Below are 25,107 nucleotides of genomic sequence, written 5' to 3'. Positions count from 1 at the left end.
GTCAATCTCGGAGATGTCGGAGCGGAAGTCTGCGGGCAAGCCAGCGGGCTGGCGGCCGCAATCAACCGCCGGCCACGCCTCCCGTGATCGCGATCAGGATCTGAGCCAATGCGGACTGTGAGGCATCCGTCAGGATGGTCCGGCCCCAGTTCATGAGCTGCTGCACACGACTCTGCGGAAGCTCGTCGCCCTCCGCCGCCTCCTCCATTTGCGTCGCGACATGCGCGAGTTCGGCCTGCTTGGCCTCAGACAGCCCCAAGACCGGCGCGGCCTCGCGCAACGCCTGAGCAAGCAGCGCGAGGTCGGCACCGCTCATTCCCTCGACACGCTGGTTCTGCTGGACGTCATGGTTCCCCTGCGCCAGCTGGAGGTTCCCCACCTGCTGGTGGAAATGAGTGGTGAAGTTCGACCGCGGCTTCTGATCCTCGAAGTATTGGGACACATCGCCTCCATGGTTGTCGACGCAGTCGTTACCAGCTGCAGTGAGTCTGAGCGGGGCGTCTGCTACCAGCTTCTGCGCCATGAGGTACTCGCAAGCTCCCACGACGTCCCCAATGGTGAGGTACTCGCCTTCGTAGGTGCCCCATGGACTGCTGAATATGGTCTGGAGCTCCGGCCAATAGTGCACGTCAGCAGATACATCGTCGAGCCAGCGCAGCACACCTCGACGAGCTACTGCCCTCCGCGCTGGACGATCCCGCCTGCGCTCCGCTCGCTCGGCTATATCACGCAGGCCCTCGTCGGTGAGCTGCAGGCCGAAGTCCAGGTAGGAACTCAGAACCTTGTGGAGGTTGACCAGCCCTGAGGAACCGAGGGTCGAGAGGACATGCGGCAGCCACTCAGGAGCCTCCTCCTCATCAACGTCCGTGGCCAGGTCAAGGCGTGCTAGGAAGAACCGCACGTCAGGGAGGACGTTGGGCCTCTCCAGTCGCATGTCGCTCAACCAGTCGAGGAGCTGGATACAGCGGAACCCGAGCAGAGTGTTCGGGTCCGGGAGTGGGCTCATCCTGCCGTTCAACTCCAACTCATAGAGTTGTTGCCGAGGGGGCGTTCGCTGCGGTGAAGGCCGAAGACCAGGCTTCCGCGCGTGCTGAGACTGAGCCGCGCCTGCTCCCGTACGAAATCTGAACCGATGCCGCAACTGCCGATCCACCCGTGCGCGAGAAGCATCGTGAACGCGGTCGTGTTCAGGTGGCGGGGAACTTCGCCCTTGCCGAGGCGGTAGCGGCTGCCGCCGGGCAAGCCTTCCCCTCCGGCGAAGATTCGCTCGAAGTGCGGACGAGCGAGGTAGACGCCTTTCAGCATGTCGATCGAGCCCGGATCGAACGGACTCGGTTCACAGAACTTGAAGAACGTCGGCTGGGCATGCAGCCGGATGTCGGCCACCGCGTCGCCGGGCGGGCACGCGTCATCGATCGCACGAAGGCGGGCCAACTGCTGATCGAGTCCGTGATCACCCGGATAGGAGAGATGTCTGCCTTCCCTGAAAAGGCGCTTGTACTGCACCAGTACGAAGCAGGAATGAAGTTCGTTGTAGTAGAGCAGGTCGACCCCGTCGACCTGTTCCGGCAGCCGCTTCGTCAGGTTACAGACGACGAGTTCCTGGTCATGGGGGCCTACGAAGCGGCGGATACCGGTGCTGACGTCACCGAACCCAGGCCAGTCCGCGAAATGAAGCCAGTCGTAGTTGACGTTTCTGTCACCCGGCATAGCCTCGACGAACGGCTCGCTCTCGTGGAGAAGACCGGCATCCCGGACGGCGCCGCGGTCACCGAGGACGGCCTCCAGCAGCGTCGCGGTGGCGTCCTTCTCGAAGGAGCGGACCTCGGCGGCGGCATCGCCCAAGGCCGGAACCGTCAGACCAGCGGCGAACCCGCTGATGAGGACGCCTACCGACTCGCTTAGGCCCTCCAGCACGGCGAGCAACCGCCTGGCGCGCGCGTCGGTCGGTGGTCCGTCGTTGAGGGCGTCCTGATATCGATTGCCCAGCATGTCACGGATTCGGGAGGCCGGGATCGGGTGCTCCAGAGTATCGAACTGCTCCACCCGAACCTTTCGGGTGAAGTTGCTCGCCATCTTGGACGGGGTCATGACACCGAGGCCGACGACTTTGACCTCACCGTCCACGTCGGTTTTGAACACTCCGAGATAGCGGCGATCGCGCTTCCAGGTGAGTCCGGCGGTGTCGGCAATCGTGAACGTGGGTCGCTTGATGAATGTGCGATGCCGTACGAGATGTTCGCGCATCTCGTCGGTCATCCGGATGACCGCGACTGAGATGCCCTCGTACCTGTTGAGCGCCTCACCGGAAGCGGGGCTGAGCGTTCCCACGCGATCAGCCGGCCTGTGCGTCGGTCGGTACGGCGGTGGTACGGACCGCATGCAGGACATCCACGATGGACGTTACCTCCCCTTCGGTGAAGAGGTCTTCGGGGCCGCCCGGCGCATGGGTGGTGAAGGGGCGTTCGTACAGGGCGCCGACGTCGACGATCCCGTTCTTGGCGAGGTAGTTGATCAGGAGCTGGAGGAAGTGGAGCTGCGAGGCCGAGAAGTGCTTGCCCCGTTGGAACCGGTCGAATGCGGCGGCTGCGGCCTCGTACTCCAGGCCGGTGAGAGAGCGCAGGAACAGGCCCAGGTCGCCGTGCTCCTCCTTGACCTGCTCGATGTCGTCCTCGGTGCCGAAGCCGGAGTCGATGAAGACGTGCTCGAGGTGGTTGATGTCGGCGGTCGTGATCTGGCGGTTGCGCAGTAGTTTCTGCACGGCCAGCTCGTCCTCGTGGCTGCGCAGGTAGAGGCGTACCTTGTTCTCGAACCGGGTGCGGTTGGTGCCGAGCGAGACCCCCTTGAGCTCGGACTGGGTCAGCTCGCCGAGCTCGTCCTCGAAGTTGGCATACAGGACGCCCTTCCGCTGCTTGGGGATGAGCTTGACGAGACCGCGGAGGCGGCGGCGCATCAGTTCCAGCATCGGCAGTGTGACGTCCCGCCACCATTCGTCGGTGACCAGGTCAGACAGGAGTTCGCCCTGCTGCGCAACGACCGGGTTGTTGAACGTCGTGGGGTCGAGGAGGGATTCGGCGATGCCCTGGACCTGCTCGCGCAGCCTGTCGTACTCGGGCTCGCCGTTGAGGAGGCCGAGCTGGAGGCGGAGGGCGACGAGGTCGAACCGCTTGGCCTCCTCGCTGTTCTCGTCTTCGCGGAACTCGGTCGGCAGGCCGGCGAGGTTCTCGGTGATCTCGTCGCGTTTGTCGGCGTTGATCTGCCGCCAGCTCTCCGGGTCCTGGTAGCGCTCGACCTCTTCGAGGCGGCGGCGTACCTCGATGTTGCTGTGGTTCATGCCGGACACTTCGAGTTGGAGGCGGGACGCCAGGTCCCAGCGCAGGCCGGTGTCGGTCTGCGTGCCGTCCGGTGCGTCCTCGGCGGGTGGCTCCGGGGCTGGAGCTGGGCTCTGCTGGTCCAGACCGTAGAGGAGTTCTGTGCGCTTGCGGAAGAGCCGCTCGGACAGGGACGGCTGAACGCGTCCCTCGGCGGGCGCGATGTCTTGGTTGAAGAAGTCGACGTTGCGGCACAGGTCGAAGACGAGGAAGCCCTGCTTGTCGTTGTTCGGGCCGAACAGATCGGGACACAGTCGGGTGCCACGCCCGATCATCTGCCAGAACTTCGTCTTGGACCGGACGAGCTTTGCGAACACCAGGTTGACGACCTCAGGCACGTCGATGCCGGTATCGAGCATGTCGACGGAGACCGCGATGTGCGGGGCAGAGTCCTTCATCGAGAACTTGTCGATGAGGTCCTGCGCATAGATTTTGTCATGCGTGATGACACGGGCGAAGTCGCCCCGGTGCTCCGGATAGAGCTTGTCGAACCGTTCGACGATGAACTCGGCATGCTTGTTGTTGCGCGCAAATATGATCGTTTTGCCCAGTCGGTCGCCGCTCTCCACTTTGGCGCCGTACTCCATCAACGTCTGGAGCATCTTGTCGATGGTGTCGCCGTTGAACAGGAAGCGATTCACCTCTTCGGGCGTGATCCGGTCGGGAACGCCATTCTCCTCATCCCACTCGAGGAGATCCCATTCTTCCTTCTCCTGCGCCGACAGCTCGTCGTACCTAAGACCCAGCAGCGGGATCTTCAGCGGGACGTTCACGGTGTGCGGCCGGACGAGATAGCCCTCCGAGACGGCCTCGTCGAGGCCGTAGACGTCGGTCGGAACGCCCTCCTCCAGGTTGAACAGGTGGTAGGTGTTGCGGTCGACCTCGTCCTTCGGGGTGGCGGTCAGCCCGACGAGCAGTGCGTCGAAGTACTCGAAGATCGTCCGGTACTTCTGGTAGACGGACCGGTGAGCCTCGTCGATGACCACGAGGTCGAAGTAGCCAGGGCCGAACCGGCGCAGGTCGCCGTCCGTCTCGTTGATCAAGCCCATCATCGTCGGGTACGTGGACACGTAGACGCGGCCCTCGGTGTTCCGCTCGGTCAGCAGATTGACCGTGGGCGTGCTGCCGAGATGGTTCTTGAACGCGTTCGTGGCCTGGGTGACGAGGGCCTGCCGGTCCGCGAGAAAGAGGACGCGCTTCACCCAGCCCGCGCGCTGGAGTTGGTCGACCAGCGCGATGACAGTGCGGGTCTTGCCGGCACCCGTCGCCATGACGAGCAGCGCCTCGCGCTGCTTGTTCTTCTCGAACGCCTCACCGATACGACGGATCGCGCGGCTCTGGTAGTGGCGGCCGGCGATGTCCTCGTTGATCCCGACACCGGACAGCGACTGCCGGCTCGTCCGCCGCTGGATCAGCAGGCGCAGCTGGTCCTTGGTGTAGAAGCCCTGGACCTCACGAGGCGGATAGGTGGCGTCGTCCCAGATGAAGGTCTTGTAACCGTTGGTGTAAAAGATGACCGGCCGCTGTCCGAACTCGCGCTCGAGGGCCTCGGCGTACAGCTTGGCCTGCTGCTGGCCGCTCATCGCGTCCTTAGTGGTGCGCTTGGCCTCCACCACGCCGAGCGGCTTTCCATCGTCGTCCCACAGGACATAGTCGACCTTGCCGGCCCCGGACTTCGACGGCAGCCCGCTGACCGGGTACTCCCGGTCTTCCTTCTTGTCGAGCGGCCAGCCTGCCTCTTTCAGCAGAAGGTCGATGATGAGGTCGCGGGTCTTCGCCTCGTCGTAATCATGGGTGTCCGGCCGCATCTCGTTCGCGGCCTTGGCGGCTTTGATCTCGGCGCGAAGCCGGGCGACCTCCCCGTCCAGGTCCTGCGTCTTGCGACGCTCCTTGACGAGCTGCTCCTGCTGCTCGGCATACTGCTTCGCCTGCTCCTGGATCTCGGCCTGCTTCTTCTTCCGCACATCTGCCGAGACCGGCACCGGGATGTGCGTCTGGTCGAAGCCCAACCCGGCCGGCGGGATGTTCTCCTGGTCACGCGTGTAGTTCCGCGCGATCCAGTAGAGGACGTGGAAGAGCTCCGTGACCGTGCGGACGGCGTCGTTCTCCCGCACCGGCCCCGGCCGGTGCACGGCGGCATTGCCCTGCCGCCGGATGACGTCCATCTTCGTGCGGATCGCGGGACCGACCAGGTTCACCATGGTCGGCTCGGCAATCAACGCTGCGAGGTCACCGTGATGGGGGAGCCTCAGGGTCTCATCGGCGCGGTACAGCCAGTTGACCGCCAATTCGAGCGTCCGTCGCGCGTAGAAGCACGAAACGCGCGGATCGACCCGCGCCAGCCGCTCGGCCCGGACGGCCTCGTCATGCAGCTCGGGCCATTCGCCTTTGAGGAACCCGAAGTTGGACACACGGCACCCTTCCCTCAGGGAACAGATGCCTCAATCCTCCCACAACTCCCCCCGAAACGCCCGCTGCTGCAGAGACCCGAACAGCTCGTCAAGGTGACTAAGCTGGTCAATATCCTTTCGCTGCAGTTCGTGGCAATCCAGTGCGTGTTCAGCGAACTCCTTTTGGAGAACCATGGGTGGCTCTGGTATGGGTATCTTTCGAATATCGGAAAGATTAATGCCCTTAATTGAGGCGCCTTTGACATGTCGATGCATCCATGACTGTATGGACTGAGTGCGCAAACATGCCATGACATACGCGCTACTGTCCAGGGAGACCGCTAGACGGGCGGAATCCTGCGTAATATTAGCGCCGTCCAAGGTGTCGGGAACCTGTGCAAGGCGACCGACGTGGCCACGGATTGATACCAAAAGATCGCCTGTCATCACCATAGAGCGGCGGTATTGGCTTGCTATATCGCGAGAAGTTCGCCTGACTTGCGACTCGTCTATGTGTCCTTCCTTCATGTCGACTACGCGAATGTAGGGAACTCCGCCGGGAACGTCTGGACCTGGCTTAAGTATTCCGTAGGTGATCGGACGATCCTGGGGGACCCAGTCGGCTAGCGATTTCATGTTGAAGTCGAACGGGTTAGCGATCGGGTCACCGAACATGTCGAGGAAGATGGACTGCGTCAGCTCATCGGACAGGCTGATGGCCTCCCGCCGCTTCGCTCGCAATGCGTCCACTTGATCTAGCACCTTTGCGATATGCCGCTGCTCGTCCAGAGGAGGGAGTGGGATGGACATTTGGAGGCAGCGCTTAATGTCCAGATTTGAAATATTTGTTGTCTGGCGACCGAAGCTTCGAATCGTCGTTTGCACTCGACTGGACGAAAACCAGTGATAAAGATACCGAGGATGCAGCTTGCTGGTGTCAGCACGGAGCACCGAAACGAACCCGCCAAAGGTGGACTCGTGTTCCAGATTCGAAATCCAGCAGCATTTCCCCACTAGATTCCAACTGTTGGCACTGGACACGAGCAAGTCGCCGGCCGTCAAATACTGTTCCGGACGCTTGACAAATTCGGCGGGAATGGCCCAGATGCTGGAGAGGTCGAGTTGCGATTGAACGTTTTTAGTGCGCATGCACCATACGGCATCGGGAGAATCATGCGGGACGACATCGTCAGGCTTGAATGTTATTCCTCGAATGAAGCGAGCAACTTCACCGAGAGTAACATTTTTGATTCCTGTCATCCGAGCACCCCTTTCAAGCTAGAGATGCCCTGTTGGATTTCCAACTCGAGGCGTTCGAGGTCTTCGATGATTTCGAGAGGTGGGCGGTATTCCACCTCTTCGTGGACGACTTCCTTATAGCGGTTGATGCTGAGGTCGTAGTCCTGGCCTGCGATGTCGTCCTTGGGGACGCAGAAGCTCTGCTCGGTGCGGGTGCGCTGGAGTTCGCTGCTGGTGCGCTGGTTCCAGCGGGCAAGAACGTCGGGGAGGTTGTTCTTGGTGTGTTCATCCTCGGCGAGGGTTGTGTCAGGGCGGGGGCCGATCTTTTCTCCGGGCAGAAGCGGCGTTCGTTTGTCGTCGAGGCTGAAGCCGTCGGCGGCCATGTCGTAGAACCAAACGCTATCCGTGCCACCGCTATTGGTCTTGGTGAAGATCAGGATAGCGGTCGAGACGCCTGCATAGGGCTTAAATACGCCGCTGGGGAGCTTAACGACGGCATCGAGCTTCTGGTCTTCGACGAGGAACTTGCGGAGGCCCTTGTGTGCTTTCGTTGAGCCGAAGAGGACGCCTTCGGGGACGATGACCGCAGCTCGCCCACCGGGCTTGAGGAGACGTAGAAAGAGGGCCAGGAAGAGCAGTTCGGTCTTCTTAGTCTTGACGATCTGTTGGAGGTCCTTAGCGGTCGTCTCGTAGTCGAGGCTGCCAGCGAACGGCGGATTCGCAAGGATGAGGGAGTATTGCTCGGCCTCGGCGGCGACGTTTTCGGCCAGCGAGTCGCGGTAGCGGATGTCCGGCTGTTCGACTTCGTGGAGGAGCATGTTCATACTCGCGATGCGGAGCATGGTGCTGTCGAAGTCGAAGCCGTGGAACATGCTGGAGTGGTAGTGCCGCTGATTGGCCGTGTCCAGTAGTTCTTCGCTGTACTTGTCCTGCACGTACTCGGCTGCGGCGACGAGAAAGCCAGCCGTGCCGCAGGCCGGGTCGCAGATCTCGTCGCTAGGGCCAGGGTTCATCATCTCGACCATCAGCCGAATGATGTGCCGCGGTGTGCGGAACTGGCCGTTCTGACCAGCTGCGGCGATCTTGCTGAGCATGTACTCGTAGAGGTCACCCTTTGTGTCCCCCTCTCCGAGAGGGATGTCGTCCAGGAGGTCGACGGCCTTGGTGAGCAAGTTCGGCGTGGGGATCGTGAAACGGGCGTCCCGCATATGGTGGGCATAGGTGGATCCGTCACCACCTAGGCGACGCAGCCAGGGGAAGACTCCCTCGCCCATCATGGTGAACATGGCGTCCGGCTGCAGTTCCTTGAGCCGCTTCCAACGGAGGGCGTCCGTGTCCTCCGTGTAGATCGGATCTGAGATCGGCGTGCCGGTGCGGGTGGCTCGGCGCTCCTTTGCGGTCTGGATGTCCTCAAGTCTACGCAGGAACATCAGGTAGGTGATCTGCTCGATGACCTCCAGCGGGTTGGAGATCCCACCCGACCAGAAGGCGTCCCAGAGGCGGTCGATCTTGCTCTTCAGCTCACCCGTAATCACGGGTGAACCTTAGTAGATCCTGCCTCTGTGTGCCCGGGGCTCTCGCAGGTCACGGCAGACACAAAGCCCAGCCGGTGTCCAGCAAGTATGCCTACCGGCACGGGCTAGCTCTCCAAGGGGCTTCGGGGGGTTCGGCACGAAACGGCAGTGCAAGGTCTTGGACCTGTCCCGGGCCGCGGTTCTACCGGTGGTGCCAGGCCGCCCTCCCGCCCCTGCCCTGGCCGCACGCTGGTCTGTGGACCAGGGCATGGCGGAGCAGATCCGGCAGGTTCACGTCGGTTCCGGCGCGACGTACGGATCGTCGCGAGTGCAGGCCGGACTGCGGAGCCGAGGACATCGAGGAACCGCAAGCGGGTTTAGGAGGTGATGTGCGAGTTTCAGATCGTTGATGCGGAGAAGGCATTGGAGCCTCCAGCGATGCGGGCGGCTCCTGAGGGACTATCCCGTGCCGGGGTAGGCCACCTCGCTGATTCTGACCACAAGCTCGTTCGCAGCACCAAGCGGAGTACGAGTGGCGCCGCTGGCGCCGGATCGTTTGCCGTTACGGCTGCTCGCCGTGTTCGAGGTAGCGGGTAGTGCCGTCGTGGCGGGCGGCATGGGCGTGGATAAGGCGGCGGGCCAGGCGAGGGATGGTCAGGTCGTGGATCTGGGTGATGTCGTGGAAGTGGTAGTCGACCAGTTCGTTCGGGTCGAGGCGGATGGCGTTGAGGTGGTCAGGGGTAAGAGAGCCGCCATCGAACAGGAAGAGGATCTTGTCGCCTTCGGTGTCGTTGGGGGCCCAGTCGGCGGCCAGGAGCCGGCCGATCGGGGGGCTGATGCCGAGCTCTTCGGTGACTTCGCGCGCCGCAGCTTGGCGCGGGGTTTCGCCGTGTTCGACGTAGCCGCCGGGGATGTCGCGGTAGTCCTTGTAGGAGGGATCGACCAGCATGATGCGGTCGTTGTCGTCGAAGAACAGGACACCCGCCGCCGCGCGGGCGCGGGTGAAGCTCGCTGCCGGGTCATCGGTCACAGCAGTGAGGGTAGGAGATCGGGCTAGATGATGTTCATACGGCGGGCGAGATCGGCCAGGGGACGGTTGCGCCGGCCGGTGGTGGTGTCGCGAAGCTGGTGGACGAGCTGACGGCTCATGACGTGGGCGTGGACCTGTTCGGCGGCGCGGCGTTCGGCAGTGAGAAGTTCGCCGATGGCCTCGTCGATCTTGTTGCGGGCGCGGTAGGCGCTGACGACTTCGAGGCTGTGCCGGACGGCGCGCTCGGCGGGTAGGCGGGCGGTGTCGATTCCGGGGATGAGGTCGAGTGCGGTGGGGACGTCGCCGAGGGCCATCGCGATTGTTACGCGGTGGATCCGGACGTTGGTGGGGCCGAAGGCGGTCCATAGGTGGTTGGCGTCGGCACCGAGTTCTTCGGCCATCCGTTCGGCGCGAGCGAGGTAGTCGTTGGCGATGGCGCGGCTGTTGGCTCGGGCGGCGGCGACGGCGCCGGGAAGAAGCAGGGTGCCGTGGATTGACAGCAGCGTGGGTGAGCGGTGCGCGTACTGGCGTTCGAGGTATCCGGATGCGGTCTGGGCCATGGCGGCGGCTTCGTCGAGGCGCCCTTGGGATTGCAGGGCGTGAATGACCGAGCGGAACAGGGAACCGATGACGGTGGGATCGGCGGTGCGTTCAGCCATGGTGAGCCCGCGTTGGGCGGCGATCCAGGCGAGGTCGGTCTCGCCGAGCTTAGTGAGGATCATCGCTGCGGATTGGTTGGCCAGCGCGGCGAGCCGGTCCGCTTCGGGTTGCTGCTGGGCCTGTGCCTCTTGGGTGGCGAGGTGGGTTTGAGTGAGCAGCGCTGGCAACCGGGCCAGCATCTGTGCGTAGCGCGATTGCTGGTAGGCGGTCATGACCTCGGCGACGTCCCGGCGGAGGAAGTCGAGGCGAGGCGCCTCCGGCTCGGCGTCGAGGGCGCGCAGCAGCGGCGATAGCTGCCGGTAGTCGGTGAGCGCGGAGCGGACCGGGCCGACGTCGAGGGCGGACGGTTCTGCGCGGGTCGGTGTGCTGGGCTGCGGCCCGATGATGTCGAAGACCGAGATGCGCAGGGCGGCGGCGAGGGCTCGGATGACCGAGAGCCGGTCCAGTGGTGCGCGGTCGTTCTCGATCTTGCTGAGCCAGTCCTCGGTTCGTCCGACCAGGCCGGCCAGGACCTCTTGGGGCATGCCGCGGCGGACGCGGTGCCAGGCCACGCGTTGCCCGGGTGACAGGTCTTGCCAGTGATCGCTCATCACGGATCTCCGCCGAGTGACCCCGGATTTTCTTTCCGGGTGGTGGCCCTCCTGCGGTTCTAACTTCTTGGCGATCGCGCCGCAACGGGTTCGGCGCACAGAGCGAGTTCGGAGGTGGGCACCGTGATGATGACCATGCTGCGGCCCGCCATCGCATCGGTTGGTGATGCTGCCCGTCTGGTGCAGACGGCCGGGACATACGTCGGTGACGTCGTACGTGAACGAGCGCGAAGGTCGTCCGGCCCGCGCTTTGCGGCTCACCGGGCCGAGGGCTCGGCGTTGAAGCTTGCACAGGGCGAGAAGCCGCTGGTGTCGGTGGTCGTCTCGGTGCGGGGGAACGCGAACGCGCTGCATGGCCTGTTGACCGCGCTGGCGCAACAGAGCCTCGTCGGAAGTCGGTCTGCTGGCCTCGAAGTAGTGGTCGTGGACAACAGTCGGCGGGGCCAACGTGAGCGCCGCAGGGTGGTGGCCCGCTCGTGGCCGTTCCCCGTGCGGGTGTTCCACGAACCGCGGCCGGGCTTGAGCCGGGGACGGAACCGTGGCATCCGGGCGGCGCGTGGCCGTTACGTGGTGCTGACCGACGCCGACATCCGCCCGCGCCCAGGCTGGCTGCAGGCGCTCGTGACGGCGGCCGGCCAGCATGAGGCCGCGGTCGTGGGTGGCCGGGCGGTGACGTCCTATCCCGGCGGGACGGCGCTCACGATGGGCTGGGTTGCGGCTCGTCCGCTCGCTGAATGCCACGGGCCACTGGAGTGGCCTGAGAAGCTCAGCGACTACGGCTGGCCCTATTGGATCGTCGGCGCGAACGTCCTCGTCGACCGGCGCGCTTTTGCTCGGCTCGGGCTCTTGCGCACCGACCTGGGGCGTCGCGGTCGGCTGCCGCTCGATTGCGAGGATCTGGAGTTCGCCGACCGGGCGAGGCAGGCGGACCTTCGCGTGGTGATCGAGCCGAAGGCGGTCGTGGACCACCCGGTCGGCCGCGCGCAGACGCGTCCGGGGTGGTTCATCCTTCAGGGCGCCTGCCACGGAATCTGTGTCGCCCGCATGCGCACGACCGTGCACGTCCCAGCCCCCGCTCTGCGTGCGGGGGTCTCCGACATCGTCGACGTCCTGGCGCTGTTTGCCGCTGCCTGGGCCTTCCTGGACGACGTGCAGCTTGTGGTGGCGCTTCGCGACGCCGCGCGGATCTGCACCTATCACCTCGAACGCGTCCGGCTCGTCCTCACTGGCCGGACGCTGCTCCCACTCAGCTCAACCGATCCGTAGGGATGCACATGAACGTGATCACCGGTACCGGTCTGCCGCCCGCAGACCATGCCCTCGAAGTGGTCGAACGCAAAGGCGCCGGTCACCCCGACACGCTGGCCGACGGCGTGGCCGAAGCCGTTTCGCGCGCCTACAGCCGCTACTGCCTGGACGAGTTCGGTGCGATCCTGCACCACAACGCCGACAAGACCGCGCTGCTCGGCGGCGCCGCGAACGTCAGGTTCGGACACGGCGAACTGACCGCTCCGATCACAGCGCTGGTCAACGGCCGCTTCACCGCCGCGCTCGGTGACGCAGCCATTCCGGTTGAGGCGATCCTCAAGGAGGCCGTCCAGGAGTACTTGGCGGACGCGCTCCCGCGTCTGGACGTCACCCGTGACCTGGTGCTGCGTCCCCGAGTGACCCAAGCGTCCAGCCCGGGCGCGGTGCTGGGCGAGACCGACGCCCAGCAGGCCGGGAGGCGGTTCTGGTTCGCGCCCAGGAGCCTGGACGACCTCGCTGAGCGGACGAGGTTGTTCGCCAACGACACCTCCGCCGGCGTCGGCTACGCCCCTTCCGGGATCGCTGAGCAGGTCGCGATCGCCGTCGAGGCGGAGCTGACCGGCTCCCAGCAGGCCGGTACCCAGCCGTGGCTGGGAACCGACATCAAGATCATGGTGGTGCGGCACGGCAACCAGGTTCATGTGACCGCGTGCGTGCCGCAGATCGCCGAGCACACCCCCGACCTGTCCACCTACGTCGGACGGCGTGCGCGGCTGCGTGAGCTGATCGCCGAGATCGCGCAGGAGACCGCCCCGCACTGCGTGATCGAGGCCGCCGTCAACACCCGCGACAACGACGAGCGGCAGGAGCTGTACCTGACGGCGATCGGCTCGTCGCTGGAGTCGGGGGACGAGGGCGTGGTCGGTCGCGGCAACCGGACTAACGGGGTCATCTCGATGCTGCGGCCCTGGTCCGCCGAAGGGGTGTCGGGCAAGAACCCCGTCTATCACGTCGGCAAGCTCTACAACCTCGCCGCTCAACAGGCTGCCGAACGCCTGCACGCCGAAACCGGCCGAACGGTCGCGGTGGCCCTGGTGTCGCAGTCCGGCCGCGATCTCGACGACCCGTGGCAAACCGTCGTGCAGACCTCCGGCGAGGAGCCGCTGAGCGAACCACTCGTCCGCAAGGTGATCGCCGAGGTGCTGGCCAGCCTGGACTCGCTGCGTGCCCGGCTGCTGGCTGGCGACCTCGCGACGGCCTGAGCGGAGGCCGACCACCATGCTCACCCACAACGCGGAACCACTCACGCTCGCGGCGTGCCTGAACCCGGCGACTGTGAGCGGCCTGTCGTTCGAGCAGGTCGCTCGGCTGGCCGCCACCAACGGAATCGGAATGATCGAGGCATCGATCCAGCAGATCGTGGCGTACGGGACGACCCGGGCCGCCGACCTGCTCGACGAACTCGGTATCCAGGTCGCCGCCGCGTGCGGACTCCTGCCGGACGGTCCCGTGCTGCCGCATCCGCTGCTCGTCGACCCACCGACCTTCCTACATGCGGTGGACGGTCTGGAGACCCGGCTGGAAGCGTTCGGCGCGATCGGCTGCCGCGTCGCCACGATCGTGCTCAATCCGCGGACCGACCTGGACGGTTCTTTAGCCCACGACCTCGCCGCCGAACGGCTCGGGATGCTCGGCGGCGCCTGCGCGGAGCACGGGCTGACGCTCGCCGTCGAACCCGTCGGCGTCCAGGCCGGCCTCCCGCCATCCCTGGACGGGCAAAGTCCGTTCATAACCGGCCTGCAGGAACTCGTGCAGCTCCTCCACGCCGTGGGCGACGTCACTGCAGCCGCGGCCCTGGGGGTGTGCGTGGATTCGTTCCACTGGTCGGCGGCCGGTGCCGACCCCGCGCAGCTGACCGGCCTCGCGCCGTCGAGAATCGCGCACGTCCAGGTCGCCGACACGCCCGTCACCGTGACGCCCGAATGCTGGACCGACGAGATGCGGCTGTTCCCCGGCGACGGCACCCTGCCCTGGCCGGAGTTCCTTCACGCGCTGATCGACGCCGGATACACCGGGCCGTTGTCCGTCGAGCTGTTCAACCCTGCCCTGCGCCGCCTGCCGGACCATCTGATCGCTCAGCGTGCCCTGAGCGCGGTCACTGACGTTCAGGGCACGCCATGAAGCCCGCGCCGGACGGGCACCAGGACGCGGCCGTGACGCGGCGGCCATGGCGGGTCGCGGTGGTGGGATGCGGCGGCGCCGCGTACGGCATTCACCTGCCCGTCCTATCCGCCCATCCGGCCGTGGAAATCGCGGCCGTCTACGACCGAGAAATCGGACGCGCCGAACAGGCCGTCTCCCGATTCGGAAGCCGAGTAGCCGCGAACACCGCCCAGTTGCTCGAGGGCGCCGATCTGCTCGCCGTACTCACCGGCGTCCACGAGCCATGGATCGAGGCGGCTCTCGCCGCCGGCGTCCATGTGTTCACCGAGAAGCCGGTCAGCCTGGACCTCGACCGCACGCGTCGGCTTTGCCGTCAGGCCGACGCTGCCGCGCTGCTGCTGGAAGTGGGCGCCATCCGGGCATTCGACAGCGCTGTTGCGGAGCTTAGGCGTGAGCTACCTGAGCACGAGCTTCGAGGCGGCTGGATGGTCAAGGCCGACGGGCACGACGCGGCAGCACGCCAGCCCTTTCTCCCACCGGGTGCGGCGCCCTACACCTTCGGAACCGACCGGGAGCCGCAGCCTCCCGCGGTCCTTGGTCCAGTCGGCGGACGCGCCTTGAAGATCTTGTTGTGGCAGGGATACCACCTTCTCACCACTATGGCGCTGACCGTGCCGAACGCCCGGCCTGTCTCCTGCACCCTCAGCCAGGATCGCGCCACCGTTCACGGCATCGTTCGCGCCCCGAACGGGGCAACGATCGCGTGCACGATCGGCTCGGCTCCTCCTGGCGTGCACCTCGATCAGGTGACGCTCACCGGCTCGGACACGACCCTCACGGCCCAGTTCCCGCCCCCGTACGGGCCAGCAGGTGCGGGGACCTTAGCCGCCCACAGTGCGCAGCAACGGCCGCCCCTCCCTCCCCGAGGCGACGACCTGCCCGCACAGCGAATGTGGTCGGCCATCGCCGACCGCCTCACCGCGCATGGCCGACGACGAGCAGTTCCTGCAGGCACGCGTCACATCGCCGAGGGAGTCGAACAGCTCGCCTACGGCCTGGCACGCCTCACCACCGTGAACGACCCCGCATCGAGCACCGGAGAATCCGTCCCCCTTACCTCGGAGCAACCATGAACGACACCAAACCATGGCGCGTGGGGATCGTCGGAGCTGGTCGCATCGTCCGCACCGGGCATCTACCGGCCTACGCCCAAGGCCGTGTCCCCGTCACGGCGATCTGCAGCCAGACCCAGACCACGGCAACCCAGCTGGCCCAGCAGTTCAAAACCCAGTTTCCCGACCTCCGCGTGCACGGCAGCGCACAGGAGCTCGCCGCCGACCCGGACGTCGAGCTGATCGACCTCGCCACCCGGCCCGACGGTCGTCTGGACCTGATCCGCGAGCTGCTGCCCTACGGCAAACCGCTCCTGGTGCAGAAACCGGTCGCCTACACCCTGGACGAAGCGAACACCATCGCCCGCGAGGCCGCCGACGCAGGAGTCCAAATCGCGGTCAACCACAACCTGCGCTGGGCGCCGGCCCAACGTCGGCTCCTCGACTGGATCCGCGCCGGCGAACTCGGAAACCTGGCTCACCTGGCCCACGTCCACCACTTCAACGAGGACATCGACACCTGGTACACCCGCCACCCCGGCTACCTGTTCCTCGACCACGGACTGCACTACCTCGATCTCGCACGCCAGATCGCCTGCACGGAGCCAGTCGCCGTCTCGGCCCGAGCCGGCCGCCTTCCCGGCCAGGCCGCCCAGTGCCCGCTCTCCTACAGCATCATGCTGGCCTTCGACGGCCCGCTGGTTGCCTCACTCACCCTGCACAACCACACACGCACTCCGCACGCCTGGTCGAGCTCCTGGTACGTCAACGGAGACAAGGCCGACGCCGCCGCTACCTACGCCGCCGCGACTCTGCACACCGCTACCGGCTCCATCACCCACGCCCCCAGCGGCGAGTGGGTACCCGACGGCGTCCTCGGTGCCTACACCGCGTTCACCGCGGCGTTGGACGACGCAACGGTGCCCGAGCACGACCTGGCGGACCATCTGCGGACGCTCGCCCTGGCCTCCGCAGCGCTCGCATCGGCGAACGACCACGGCACCTGGAAGGACGTCCCTTCGACGTATGCGGGGGGCGGGCGATGACAAGACCGATGATCCTCGCGATCGAGGGGCCTCCCGGCGCCGGCAAGACGACACTGCTCGGCGCCCTCGTCCCCGCCTTACTGGACCGAAGCCTGTTCTTCCCGGAGCCCAACATCAAGGTCCGCCCCGTGGGCGCCGCCAGCCCACATGTCACCAGCGCTTCCGAAACGCTCTGGTACCTGCGGCAGGAGAAGCGCCGCGCCCTGGCCCTACGCCGAACTGACAACACCGCGCAGGACACAGCGCTCACCGACACCCACGTAGTCGTGTGCGACCGCAATCATCTGGGAGTCCTTGCCTACACCTGGGCCACGCGCAGAAACGACGGTTTCCCCTACGCCAAAGCCGTCGCCTACTACCAGCGACACATCGCCCCGCTCTGCACCGAAGCCGACCTGCGAACGGTGATCCTCCAGGTGAGCGTCGGCACAAGCCTCGAACGCCGCGGCGGCAGCCCAAGCCACCCGCGCTGGCGGCAATGGTACGACCGCGGCCTGCTGCAGCGACTGGCCGAGTTCTACACCGACAAAGCTCCCGCGCTGTGCCCGCAGCCGCCGCTCATCATCCAGACCGATTCACTCACTCGGGAGACCGTTCTCTCCCTCGTCGCCGATGAACTCAGCATTCGCGGAGCCGCTCTTCCTGTCGCCCCGCCCGTCGCCCGAACTCGGCCGGCTGTGGACGACCGATTCACCGAGCAGTACGCCGCCCTCGGCGGCACCGCCACGCTCGGCGAGCCCATTACCGCCGCCTTCGCCTACCGCGGCGGCCTGATGCAAATGTTCCAGCTCGCCAGCCTCTTCCACTCCGACGGCCACACCCGCCTGTGGGATCCCGACCAGGTCCTCGAGTCCCACACCGCCGACCTCCTCGAACACCGACTCACGGGAGCGCCCTCATGACCAGCAGCCACCCATGCGTGCTCGGCATCAACTTCGGCCACGACGGCGGCGCCGCACTCCTCACCCCCGACCGCATGGTGGCCATCGGCGAGGAACGGCTGAACCGCCACCGCTACAGCCCCGGATGGCTGAACGCCGTCATGTACTGCCTGCGCGCCGCCAACATCGCCCTGGCCGACGTCGACCTCATCGTCGCCAGCTCCTACGGCCGCACCCCCGCCAAGCCGGCCGACACCGGATTCAACCTCCTCGGCGTCCCCATGGAACGAATCACCACCGTCGACCACCACCTGTCACACGCCTACACCGCCTTCTGCCTCAGCCCCTACCAGCGCGCCACGATCCTGATCAGCGACGGCGGCGGCAACAACACCGACACCGAAACCTTCTACATCGCCGACTCCGACGGCATCACCCGGCTCGGCGGCAACGACACCGGACGCCCCAGAGCAGGCGGAATCGGCCCCACCTACGAGGCCTTCACCGAATACCTGGGCTGGTCACCCCAAGAAGCCGGGAAGACCATGGCTCTGGCCTCCTACGGAGATCCGCACGCATACACGGTTCCGCTGTTCGACCTCGATGGCACGCAGGTCCACGGGCGGCTCACCTCCACCCACGCCACCGGCGTCGCCGACCTCGCCGCGCGCACGAACTCCGACTTCGGCCCGCCGGACAGCAAGGGACATGACCAGCACGGCATCAACGCCGCCGCCTACCTCCAACACCACACCGAACAGATCCTCACCGAACTGGCTGAGAAGCTCATCGCCACCACGGGCATCGGCAACCTCTGCCTCGCCGGCGGCGTCGCCCTGAACTGCGTCGCCAACGACCGCCTCCGCCGCCTACCTTCCGTCACCAGCCTCTTCATCCCGCCGCCGGCGTCCGACCGCGGTCAAGCCCTCGGCTGCGCCCTGTACGGACTGCACCGCCTCACCGGCGAACTCCCACGCCGCGCCCTGACCGACGACTCCTTCGGCCGCACCTACGACGACTACGACATCGAGTTGGCTCTCAAACGCGACCCACGCTCGGGCCTCGTCGAGCGAACCGTGGCGCCCTTCACCTGGCGGCGCGACAACGACATCGCCGCCACCGCGGCCCAGCTACTCGCCGACGGCAAACTCATCGGCTGGTTCCAAGGCGGCAGCGAACTCGGCCCACGCGCACTCGGCCACCGATCCATCCTCGCCGACCCCCGCGGCCCCGCAGGCCGCGACGCGCTCAACCATCGCATCAAGCACCGCGAGCCTTTCCGCCCGTTCGCCCCGGCGATCCTCGAAACCGGCAGCTCCGACTGGTTCGACCTCGACGACACCCGATCACCGTTCATGCTGCTCGCCCCGACCGTCCAACCGGAGCGCGCCAAGATCATTCCAGGAGTCATACACATCGACGGCACCGCACGTGTCCAAACCGTCGATCCGAACGCCAATCAGCGCTTCGCCTCCCTGATCGACAACTTCGGGACGATCACCGGAGTGCCCGTCGTGCTGAACACCTCCTTCAACGACAGCGAACCCATCGTCGAAACCCCGGCCGACGCCCTGGCCACCTTCCAAGACACCGACCTGGACGCCCTGTGCATCGGCGACTACCTCGTGGAAAAGCTGCGCTGACCAGCCGTAAGGCGGAGTCGACCTCCGAGCTTCTGCCACCATGGAGCCCATGACCGATGCCCGGACACGCGACGCCGCTCGCGTGATCGTCCTTGACGAGGACGACCGCGTACTCCTCCTGCGCTACGACGAGGGCCACATCTTCTGGGCCGTTCCCGGAGGGGCTCTGGAGCCCGGTGAAACCCACGCCGCCGCGGCCATCCGGGAGATCCACGAAGAACTCGGTCTCGAGCATGCCCCGATCGGACCCCAACTCGCCACCCGCACGTCGACTCACCCGGTCTTCGGCGAGCAGGTCAAGCAGGTCGAGAAGTACTTCATCGCTCGCGTCCACTCAAAGCATGTCCGCCCAGCCGAAGCCACCCAGACCGACGGCATCCGCGCCTGGCGGTGGTGGGACCTGGACGAACTCGCCCACACAGACCAGACCGTCTACCCGATCGGCCTTGCCGATCTCATCGCTCGCTATCTGACGGAGGGAACACCGGCCGAGCCAGTCTCGCTTCCGACCTAATATTGTGCTCGGCCTTCTCCTCGCTCGCAGCCTTCGAGCTTCTGGTCGTGGCGGCATGACTTCCGTCGGTCCAGTCCCCAGCTTCCTTCCCTCGTGCCATCCCGGGTAGCTGGTCCCAGCCGACCATCTCGATGACGCTCTCCACATCCGGGGGCAGGTGGTCCAGCACCAGCAGCTCGCCAGCCGGCAGGACGGCGGCGTGCTGCGCCAGCAGGTTCAGGCCGCCGAGGTCGATAAATGCGAGCCGGGCCAGATCCAGGTGGACGCGGCGGCAGTCCTTGCTCACCTGGGTGAGCTGCTCAGCGAACACGGCGTACCGGGCGGCGTCGAGTTCCCCTTCGACGCGCAGCCCGTTCGGCTCGAAGGTGCGGACGAGCTTCAGGATCCCGTCGTCGAACTCGGGGTTCACTTCCACGAGCACCTCGTGCGTGTCGCGCAGGGCGGCGAGCTCGTCGCGTGGGCAGGCGTGCCGGTCGATCTGGCAGATCGCCATCGCCATGGTGCTGGGCGAGACGGCGTCGCCGACCCGGTGCTCGCAGCCCAGCATCTCGGCGATGTCGGGGCGGCCCGGCTCGCTGAGTAGCCAGCTGTAGTCGGTGGTCAGCCGGACGGCGCGGAAGCCCTCACCGAACGCCGCCTCCACCTCCCGACCGATCGTCTCCGCCATCCGGCCGGCCTGGAAGGCGCCGCGTCGGTCGAGGTAGGCGTCGCGCCGAGAGAGCACCCGGAGCTGGCCCGTCCTGCTGTAGGCCTGCACGTCCACGCGGTGCCGGGGACCGATGCCGGGCAGCCGCTCGGCGGGCGCGTCGGTCACGTAGATGACCTTCTCGTTGGTTTCGAAACCCTCGCGGACGAAGTGGCCGATGACCCTGTCGCGCTCTTCATGGCTGCTGTAGGCCAGCCAGCCGTGATCTCCCGGACTCATGGCGCTGACGGATCGTCTGGTCGCCCACAATGGGACCGATGCCCGCTTGTCCCTGGCCTCATCAAACACAGCGGCGAGCCCTGCGGACTGATCGACCGTACGTCGCAGCGTCTCGTCCAGTTGCGCGTCCGACGCGGAGAGCAGCGAATCCAATTCGGCGTCTGTGAGGAGAGATGACGGTTCCGCATCATGATGACGGCTCATCACGGGTCCCCCTCTCCAGTTGCTCTGCCAGCAGCTTCTTGAGCCGCTCCCGTGCTCGTTGCAGTGCTTTACGGACATTTTCGGCGGTCAACCCGAGTTCGAGGGCGATCTGCTCAGGTTCATATCCGTCGACATGCCACGCCATCACCTCCCGCTGTCTGATCGGGAGCATCGCCAGCGCGGCCAGCACCTGGTCGCAGCCGGCCGCGTGATCGGCCGGGTCGACCGCCGGCGTCGATGCAGGGGACCACTGTTCTCTCAGGCGGCTGGTCTTCCTAACCTCCTGGTAGTAGATGCGGAAAGCGACGCGGCGAAGCCACGCGCGGGGATGGGTGATCTGGCTCCATTGGACACAGGCCCGGGCGAAGGCTGCCTGGGCCACGTCTTCCGCGGTGGACTGCTGGGCACCGAGTCTCATGACGAACCCGACAAGCTGGTTGTAGTCCTGCTTGAAGTACTCGCTGATCTCATTTCGCACGGGGGTGTTCCAGCCACCCTCCGGCGACTGCCTGGCACCGTCCGTCGCCGGACTGTTGGGACAGCGCGGCCAACAGTGAGACGGTCAGGTCGTGTGGGCGCATGCGCTCCCCGACCTCGATCACGAGAAGGCGGCCGTCCAGGACATCGATGAGGCGGCCCTTGGGGGCGAGCCGTCGCACCATGGCCTCGCGGGTGCTCATCCGCTCTCGGTGGAGCCGCTCCAGCGAGCGCGTCCGTAACCACGTCGTAACCACGCCCGCGACGATGGTCGTTACGACCACCGCCGCACCGATCAGTGTTGGATCTCCCACTATGGCCCACCCTCCTCAGTCCGATCGTCTGCCGGTCGACAGCGGTCGAATCACCTCAGTTGACAGTGATGAGTGGGATTGAGATGAGACGTGCGTGACGCTCCGACCACAAAAAGTTGAGAGGGGCGCCTCCGGGGGGAGGATTCTCACACCGAGGAGAAGAATCTCTCCCCCCGAACGAATCTTGGCGAACTCCCAAGCGCCCAGTGCTAGCGGCTGCGCGTGCTCCTCCGGTCACCCTCCAGATCAGCTCAAGCCACGAGACATCGCCGCTTGACAGCGCACGGGCATCTTAACGACGCACACGAACGGTCAGGGGAGGCGGATGTGGGGCGGAATGGTTAGGCGGCCGCCGGGGGCTAGTCGAGCCGGGGTGGTGATCAAGCCCGTACTTGATTCGAGCCGACGCACGGCGAGATCTGTAACGTAGTGTTGCGGTCTGTTTGCAGTCAGAGACTGCAGTCCCCTATAGCCTCGGGCCCGCATGCGGGTTGCTTCGCATGCGGGCCCAGGCCAGCACAAGGGGTGCGGTATGGCTGGCTAGTCCCCCACCGTGATGCAGTGGACGTCGCCGATCGGGACGGCGGGCCCCAAGTGCAATTGGTCGTGGTCGCCCCTCGGACACCAGCGCATGGTGAAGCGCCAGGTCTCTGACCTGGCGCTTTTGCTTGTTCGCGACATGGGGGCTGGATCCGTCGAACGTTGAAGGCGCAGGTCAGCGCCGTGAGGGTTCAGGTCCCCGGATTCGCCCGATCGCGGTGCCACCGAACCGCCCCGCCGGCATGGCGGGCGCAACGACCACGGCGCCTGCCCCCTGATGTGAGCCTTTCCGGGCCGGACGCGGCAGCAGAGCCTCGGCACCGCCTCGCGTCAGTCAGCGAAGCTCCGCCGGCACGAGTGAGCGAAACGGTGGTGGCGAAGTCGGCCTCGCCGGCCAGGGCCGGGAGAGCCGCCATCGGCGCCGCAGGCAGAGCAACGGCCGCAGGCCGGCCGGCCGGTCCCGGTCGATGCCGCCGGGACCGGCCGGGGCGGCGTCAGGATGCCGCGATTCCCTCCATCCCGATGCCGTTGGCGAATCGCGGCAGACCGGTGGCCGTGGTGACCAGCCTCAGGGATCCGTCGCCATTCACGGCGTAGCCCTGCACGTTGCCCGCGGTCGCGTTCTGTACGTAGAGGAATCGACCGCTCGCGGTCATGTCGATGGTTCCGCCGCCGGGGATGGTCGCGGCCGTCCCGTTGAGCAGGACGGGCTTTCCGTTCTTGACGCGGTAGGAGCTGACCGTGGAGCTGGCGGTGTTGGCGACGTAATAGAACTTCCCAACGCGCTGGATCCAGCACGAGGCCTGCTGCCCGTTCGGCACCGGCGCGCCGATCTGGCGGAGCGAGCCGCCGCGGTCGAGTCGGTGGCGGGTCAGGGTGTTGGTCACGGCCCCGACGAGGAGCAGCGTGCGCCGCGTGTCGAAGGTGAACGCAAACGGCCCGTTGGAGTCCGCGGTGCTGACCGGCCTTCTCGCCAGTCGGCCGCCATGGCCGACCCGGAAGGCCAGGACGGTGTTGTTGGTCTTGGTGGTGACCAGCACGAACCGGCCGTGCGGGTCGACTCCCACCTGGGCCGGGGACAGCAGGAAGTTCGGCCGCTCGGGATTCCCGAGGCCCAGCGAGCGGTGGGCTCCCGCGATCGGGTGCAGCCGGTCGTGCCCGAGGCGGAATCCCTGTACGGACCCGTCGCCGCCGGCGTTGAGCACGTAGACCAGGCCGTGGTGTACCGCGATGCCGACCGGCAGCAGACCGCCCGATCGGATCACCTGGAGCCGCTCGAGTTCGGTCCCGCGGACGCGGAACAGGGTGATGGTGTTGCTGCCTGCGTTCACGGCGAACAGCAGCCTGCCGTCGTAGACGAGCGAGCCTTGGGACGCCAACGCATCGGTCGGCGCGCCGGCAACGGCACCGCCGTTTCCGCCGGTCTTGAACTCCCCGGCTGCCTTGAGCCTCCCGTTGTCGGCCCGCTTGAACACCCGGATCGTGTTGCCACCGGCGGACTTGGGCTTGTTCGTCTGGACGAAGACCGCGCGCGCGTGGTCGATGCCCCAGTGATGGCTTCTCCCGTCCGCGGTGGCCCGTCCAGTGCCGGCCAGCATCGTGGCAACCGCCAAGATCAGCGCAATTACCCCTTTTTGCCGCATAAAGCTCCTTTGCTCTGTCAAATCTGGTGCGATCAAAATCGCGGTACCACAGCAACCCCACCCCAAACATCCTCCCGCCCGCCCAGGGGAGACCCGATCGGACAAAATAGTATGACGAGATAAATATGCATATATATGTCTCTTAAATGCGGCCGCCACAAGTGGATGCGGCCGTCCGAACCGCCACCGGCCGGCGGCCTGCCGGTCGGGCTGACCGCTGCGGAGGTGGCGGTCTCAGCTTTCGGATTGGCGAGGGTGGCGATGACCCGCCGGAAGGGGACTGTCCCGAAAGACGACTCTGTCGCAGGGCGGGACGGCGTGGGAGCAACCACGGCGGCGCGCCGTGCGCTACGACCGGCCCTCTTGCTGCCAGGGCCGGGGAGAACGACGATGCCCCGGCGCGACCTCGGCGGACTCCGCTGATCCGGTGCAGGGTCGGGATCGAGCTGAAACGCCCGCGGAGTTCTTCCGGCGGGCGTTATGTCTTTCGAGAGCGGCTCCAGGCGGGCGGGGCGTCCGGCCGGTCGGTGTGGCCGCACCTGCGTAGAGTGCCTGCATAGGGTATGGCTACACCTTTGTAGTGAGAGGTAACGGCCCCCATGAGGCTCGAGCTCACCAACTACGAGGCCCTGTACGGCTGGGGCGTCGTCAATAACAGCGTCGCCTGGCATGCTCAGCGCAACCGCAAGCCCTCCGCGGCCGAGCAGGCGGTCGGGGACATCCTTTTCGCCGCTTACGACTGCCGGACCAGCACCACGACCACGGTCGAGCTCAGCGACGACGAGCGCGCGAGCCTCGCCGAGCTGGTCAGCGAACACATCGCGGCGTGGGTGAAGCGCGGCCAGGAGAACGCCGCGGCACCTCACCTGCGCTCGCTGCTCGTGAAGCTCGGCGGCTGACAAGGCGACGATGCCGTAGAGCTCGTGTGAAGGCTCCGATCCGTTCTTGCACCCTGCTTCGCCCCCGGGACTGTCTGTCCTGGACATAGAGGGCCGGGCTTCGGTCCGGCCATGGCGAGGGGTCAAAAGATGCGACTGATGGCGAAGATCACCACTACCGTCCTGGCGGCGAGCATCGCCGGCGCCGGGGTCGCCGCGGTGGCCGCTCCGGCGGACGCGGCGACCGGCTCGTGCGGCGCGGGATACCGCTACCTCAAGGGCAAGAACCACTTCCCGATCAAGCACGGCAAGAAGGTCGGCGGCTACGCCGACCTCTACTACAACGCCGGCAACGGGAAGAACTGCGCCATCGTCCGCGCCAGCGGGTCGGGCGCTTCGCACATCACCGTGCTGCTCGCCAGGTACGACAAGAAGAACCACGCGCCGGAGAAGACCGTCACCGACGGCTTCGGCAAGAACCAGAACTTCAAGTCCTACGCCGGGCCGGTGAAGATCTGGGCCAAGGGCCGCTGCATCACGGTCGTGGGGTCGCTGAAGAGGGGCTCGGTCTACTACCAGGGCGGCGCGACGAAGGTGCACTGCGGCTAGGCCGTGTTTCAGAAGTCGTTGGGCGTGCTGGTTGGCCGCGTTATCGGTGGGCTAGCCAGATGATGGCGTCTTTGGCGATTTTGCTGGGGTCGGTTTCGGTGGTCATCTGGTGGTCG

At 66.1% G+C, this 25,107-nt stretch carries 21 protein-coding genes; 10 read left to right on the top strand and 11 right to left on the bottom strand.

All coding sequences use genetic code 11. The annotated features are described in order from the left end of the window. Positions 1 to 61: 61 nt before the first annotated feature. The 7 genes from amrb99_RS25675 to amrb99_RS25645 form a co-directional block, all read right to left on the bottom strand. On the bottom strand, positions 62 to 1,018 hold the full coding sequence (locus tag amrb99_RS25675; RefSeq protein ID WP_190860526.1) for a hypothetical protein: 957 nt from the start codon (positions 1,016 to 1,018) through the stop codon (positions 62 to 64). After that, the gene (locus amrb99_RS25670) at positions 1,015 to 2,331 is read right to left on the bottom strand and encodes a hypothetical protein (protein ID WP_190860524.1); all 1,317 of its coding nucleotides are present in this window, start codon (positions 2,329 to 2,331) and stop codon (positions 1,015 to 1,017) included. Before amrb99_RS25670 ends, amrb99_RS25675 begins: the two co-directional genes overlap by 4 nt. 4 nt (positions 2,332 to 2,335) lie before the next feature. Beyond that, positions 2,336 to 5,782, bottom strand: coding sequence for a DEAD/DEAH box helicase family protein (locus amrb99_RS25665; RefSeq protein ID WP_190860521.1), 3,447 nt, complete (start codon positions 5,780 to 5,782; stop codon positions 2,336 to 2,338). Between the two features lie 30 nt (positions 5,783 to 5,812). Beyond that, positions 5,813 to 7,021 (bottom strand): restriction endonuclease subunit S, encoded by a 1,209-nt coding sequence (locus amrb99_RS25660; protein ID WP_190860519.1) that lies wholly within the window; start codon positions 7,019 to 7,021, stop codon positions 5,813 to 5,815. Next, positions 7,018 to 8,535 (bottom strand): N-6 DNA methylase, encoded by a 1,518-nt coding sequence (locus amrb99_RS25655; protein ID WP_190860517.1) that lies wholly within the window; start codon positions 8,533 to 8,535, stop codon positions 7,018 to 7,020. The genes amrb99_RS25660 and amrb99_RS25655 overlap by 4 nt, the downstream gene beginning before the upstream one ends. A gap of 541 nt (positions 8,536 to 9,076) precedes the next feature. Beyond that, complete coding sequence (locus amrb99_RS25650; RefSeq protein ID WP_190860515.1) at positions 9,077 to 9,544, bottom strand: NUDIX domain-containing protein; 468 nt, start codon at positions 9,542 to 9,544, stop codon at positions 9,077 to 9,079. 23 nt (positions 9,545 to 9,567) lie between these two features. Continuing rightward, entirely contained in the window at positions 9,568 to 10,794 is a 1,227-nt protein-coding gene (locus amrb99_RS25645; RefSeq protein WP_190860513.1) for a helix-turn-helix transcriptional regulator, read from the bottom strand. A gap of 114 nt (positions 10,795 to 10,908) precedes the next feature. Here amrb99_RS25645 and amrb99_RS25640 point away from each other — a divergent pair, with 114 nt between their 5' ends. Genes amrb99_RS25640 through amrb99_RS25605 form a run of 8 tightly spaced genes read left to right on the top strand, consistent with a single transcriptional unit; the run spans position 10,909 to position 19,401 of the window. Continuing rightward, positions 10,909 to 12,060 carry a glycosyltransferase gene (locus amrb99_RS25640; RefSeq protein ID WP_190860511.1) on the top strand — a complete coding sequence of 384 codons (1,152 nt, stop codon included), beginning with the start codon at positions 10,909 to 10,911 and terminating at the stop codon, positions 12,058 to 12,060. Positions 12,061 to 12,068: 8 nt separating this feature from the next. After that, on the top strand, positions 12,069 to 13,304 hold the full coding sequence (locus amrb99_RS25635; protein ID WP_190860509.1) for a methionine adenosyltransferase: 1,236 nt from the start codon (positions 12,069 to 12,071) through the stop codon (positions 13,302 to 13,304). 16 nt (positions 13,305 to 13,320) lie between these two features. Beyond that, positions 13,321 to 14,223 (top strand): sugar phosphate isomerase/epimerase, encoded by a 903-nt coding sequence (locus amrb99_RS25630; RefSeq protein WP_190860507.1) that lies wholly within the window; start codon positions 13,321 to 13,323, stop codon positions 14,221 to 14,223. Continuing rightward, complete coding sequence (locus tag amrb99_RS25625) at positions 14,220 to 15,338, top strand: Gfo/Idh/MocA family oxidoreductase (protein WP_190860505.1); 1,119 nt, start codon at positions 14,220 to 14,222, stop codon at positions 15,336 to 15,338. The genes amrb99_RS25630 and amrb99_RS25625 overlap by 4 nt, the downstream gene beginning before the upstream one ends. Beyond that, positions 15,335 to 16,363 carry a Gfo/Idh/MocA family oxidoreductase gene (locus amrb99_RS25620; protein ID WP_190860503.1) on the top strand — a complete coding sequence of 343 codons (1,029 nt, stop codon included), beginning with the start codon at positions 15,335 to 15,337 and terminating at the stop codon, positions 16,361 to 16,363. Before amrb99_RS25625 ends, amrb99_RS25620 begins: the two co-directional genes overlap by 4 nt. A gap of 8 nt (positions 16,364 to 16,371) precedes the next feature. Beyond that, the gene (locus amrb99_RS25615; RefSeq protein ID WP_190860501.1) at positions 16,372 to 17,265 is read left to right on the top strand and encodes an AAA family ATPase; all 894 of its coding nucleotides are present in this window, start codon (positions 16,372 to 16,374) and stop codon (positions 17,263 to 17,265) included. Beyond that, on the top strand, positions 17,262 to 18,887 hold the full coding sequence (locus amrb99_RS25610) for a carbamoyltransferase C-terminal domain-containing protein (RefSeq protein WP_190860498.1): 1,626 nt from the start codon (positions 17,262 to 17,264) through the stop codon (positions 18,885 to 18,887). Before amrb99_RS25615 ends, amrb99_RS25610 begins: the two co-directional genes overlap by 4 nt. Before the next feature lie 49 nt (positions 18,888 to 18,936). After that, the gene (locus amrb99_RS25605; RefSeq protein ID WP_190860496.1) at positions 18,937 to 19,401 is read left to right on the top strand and encodes an NUDIX domain-containing protein; all 465 of its coding nucleotides are present in this window, start codon (positions 18,937 to 18,939) and stop codon (positions 19,399 to 19,401) included. Here the strand turns inward: amrb99_RS25605 and amrb99_RS25600 are convergent. From amrb99_RS25600 to amrb99_RS25585, 4 genes are all read right to left on the bottom strand, one after another. Then, a complete protein-coding gene (locus amrb99_RS25600; protein WP_190860666.1) occupies positions 19,343 to 20,326 on the bottom strand; it encodes an MEDS domain-containing protein in 984 nt (327 codons plus the stop codon). The two genes, amrb99_RS25605 and amrb99_RS25600, sit on opposite strands and share 59 nt — an antisense overlap. 187 nt (positions 20,327 to 20,513) lie before the next feature. After that, entirely contained in the window at positions 20,514 to 21,008 is a 495-nt protein-coding gene (locus tag amrb99_RS25595; RefSeq protein ID WP_190860492.1) for an RNA polymerase sigma factor, read from the bottom strand. Beyond that, positions 20,998 to 21,210 carry a hypothetical protein gene (locus amrb99_RS25590; protein WP_190860490.1) on the bottom strand — a complete coding sequence of 71 codons (213 nt, stop codon included), beginning with the start codon at positions 21,208 to 21,210 and terminating at the stop codon, positions 20,998 to 21,000. Before amrb99_RS25590 ends, amrb99_RS25595 begins: the two co-directional genes overlap by 11 nt. Before the next feature lie 1,145 nt (positions 21,211 to 22,355). Beyond that, positions 22,356 to 23,504: a beta-propeller fold lactonase family protein gene (locus amrb99_RS25585; RefSeq protein WP_190860488.1), complete on the bottom strand. Its 1,149-nt coding sequence runs from the start codon at positions 23,502 to 23,504 to the stop codon at positions 22,356 to 22,358. Positions 23,505 to 24,103: 599 nt separating this feature from the next. Here amrb99_RS25585 and amrb99_RS25580 point away from each other — a divergent pair. Together amrb99_RS25580 and amrb99_RS25575 are read left to right on the top strand one after the other, a co-directional pair. After that, positions 24,104 to 24,403: a hypothetical protein gene (locus tag amrb99_RS25580; RefSeq protein ID WP_190860486.1), complete on the top strand. Its 300-nt coding sequence runs from the start codon at positions 24,104 to 24,106 to the stop codon at positions 24,401 to 24,403. Between the two features lie 129 nt (positions 24,404 to 24,532). Beyond that, complete coding sequence (locus amrb99_RS25575) at positions 24,533 to 24,991, top strand: hypothetical protein (RefSeq protein ID WP_206700100.1); 459 nt, start codon at positions 24,533 to 24,535, stop codon at positions 24,989 to 24,991. Positions 24,992 to 25,107 lie beyond the last annotated feature (116 nt).

This window comes from Actinomadura sp. RB99 (assembly GCF_014706005.1).
Lineage (GTDB): Bacteria > Actinomycetota > Actinomycetes > Streptosporangiales > Streptosporangiaceae > Spirillospora.
Note: the sequence above shows the minus strand (reverse complement) of the source record. Positions and strands in the feature narration are given on the sequence as shown.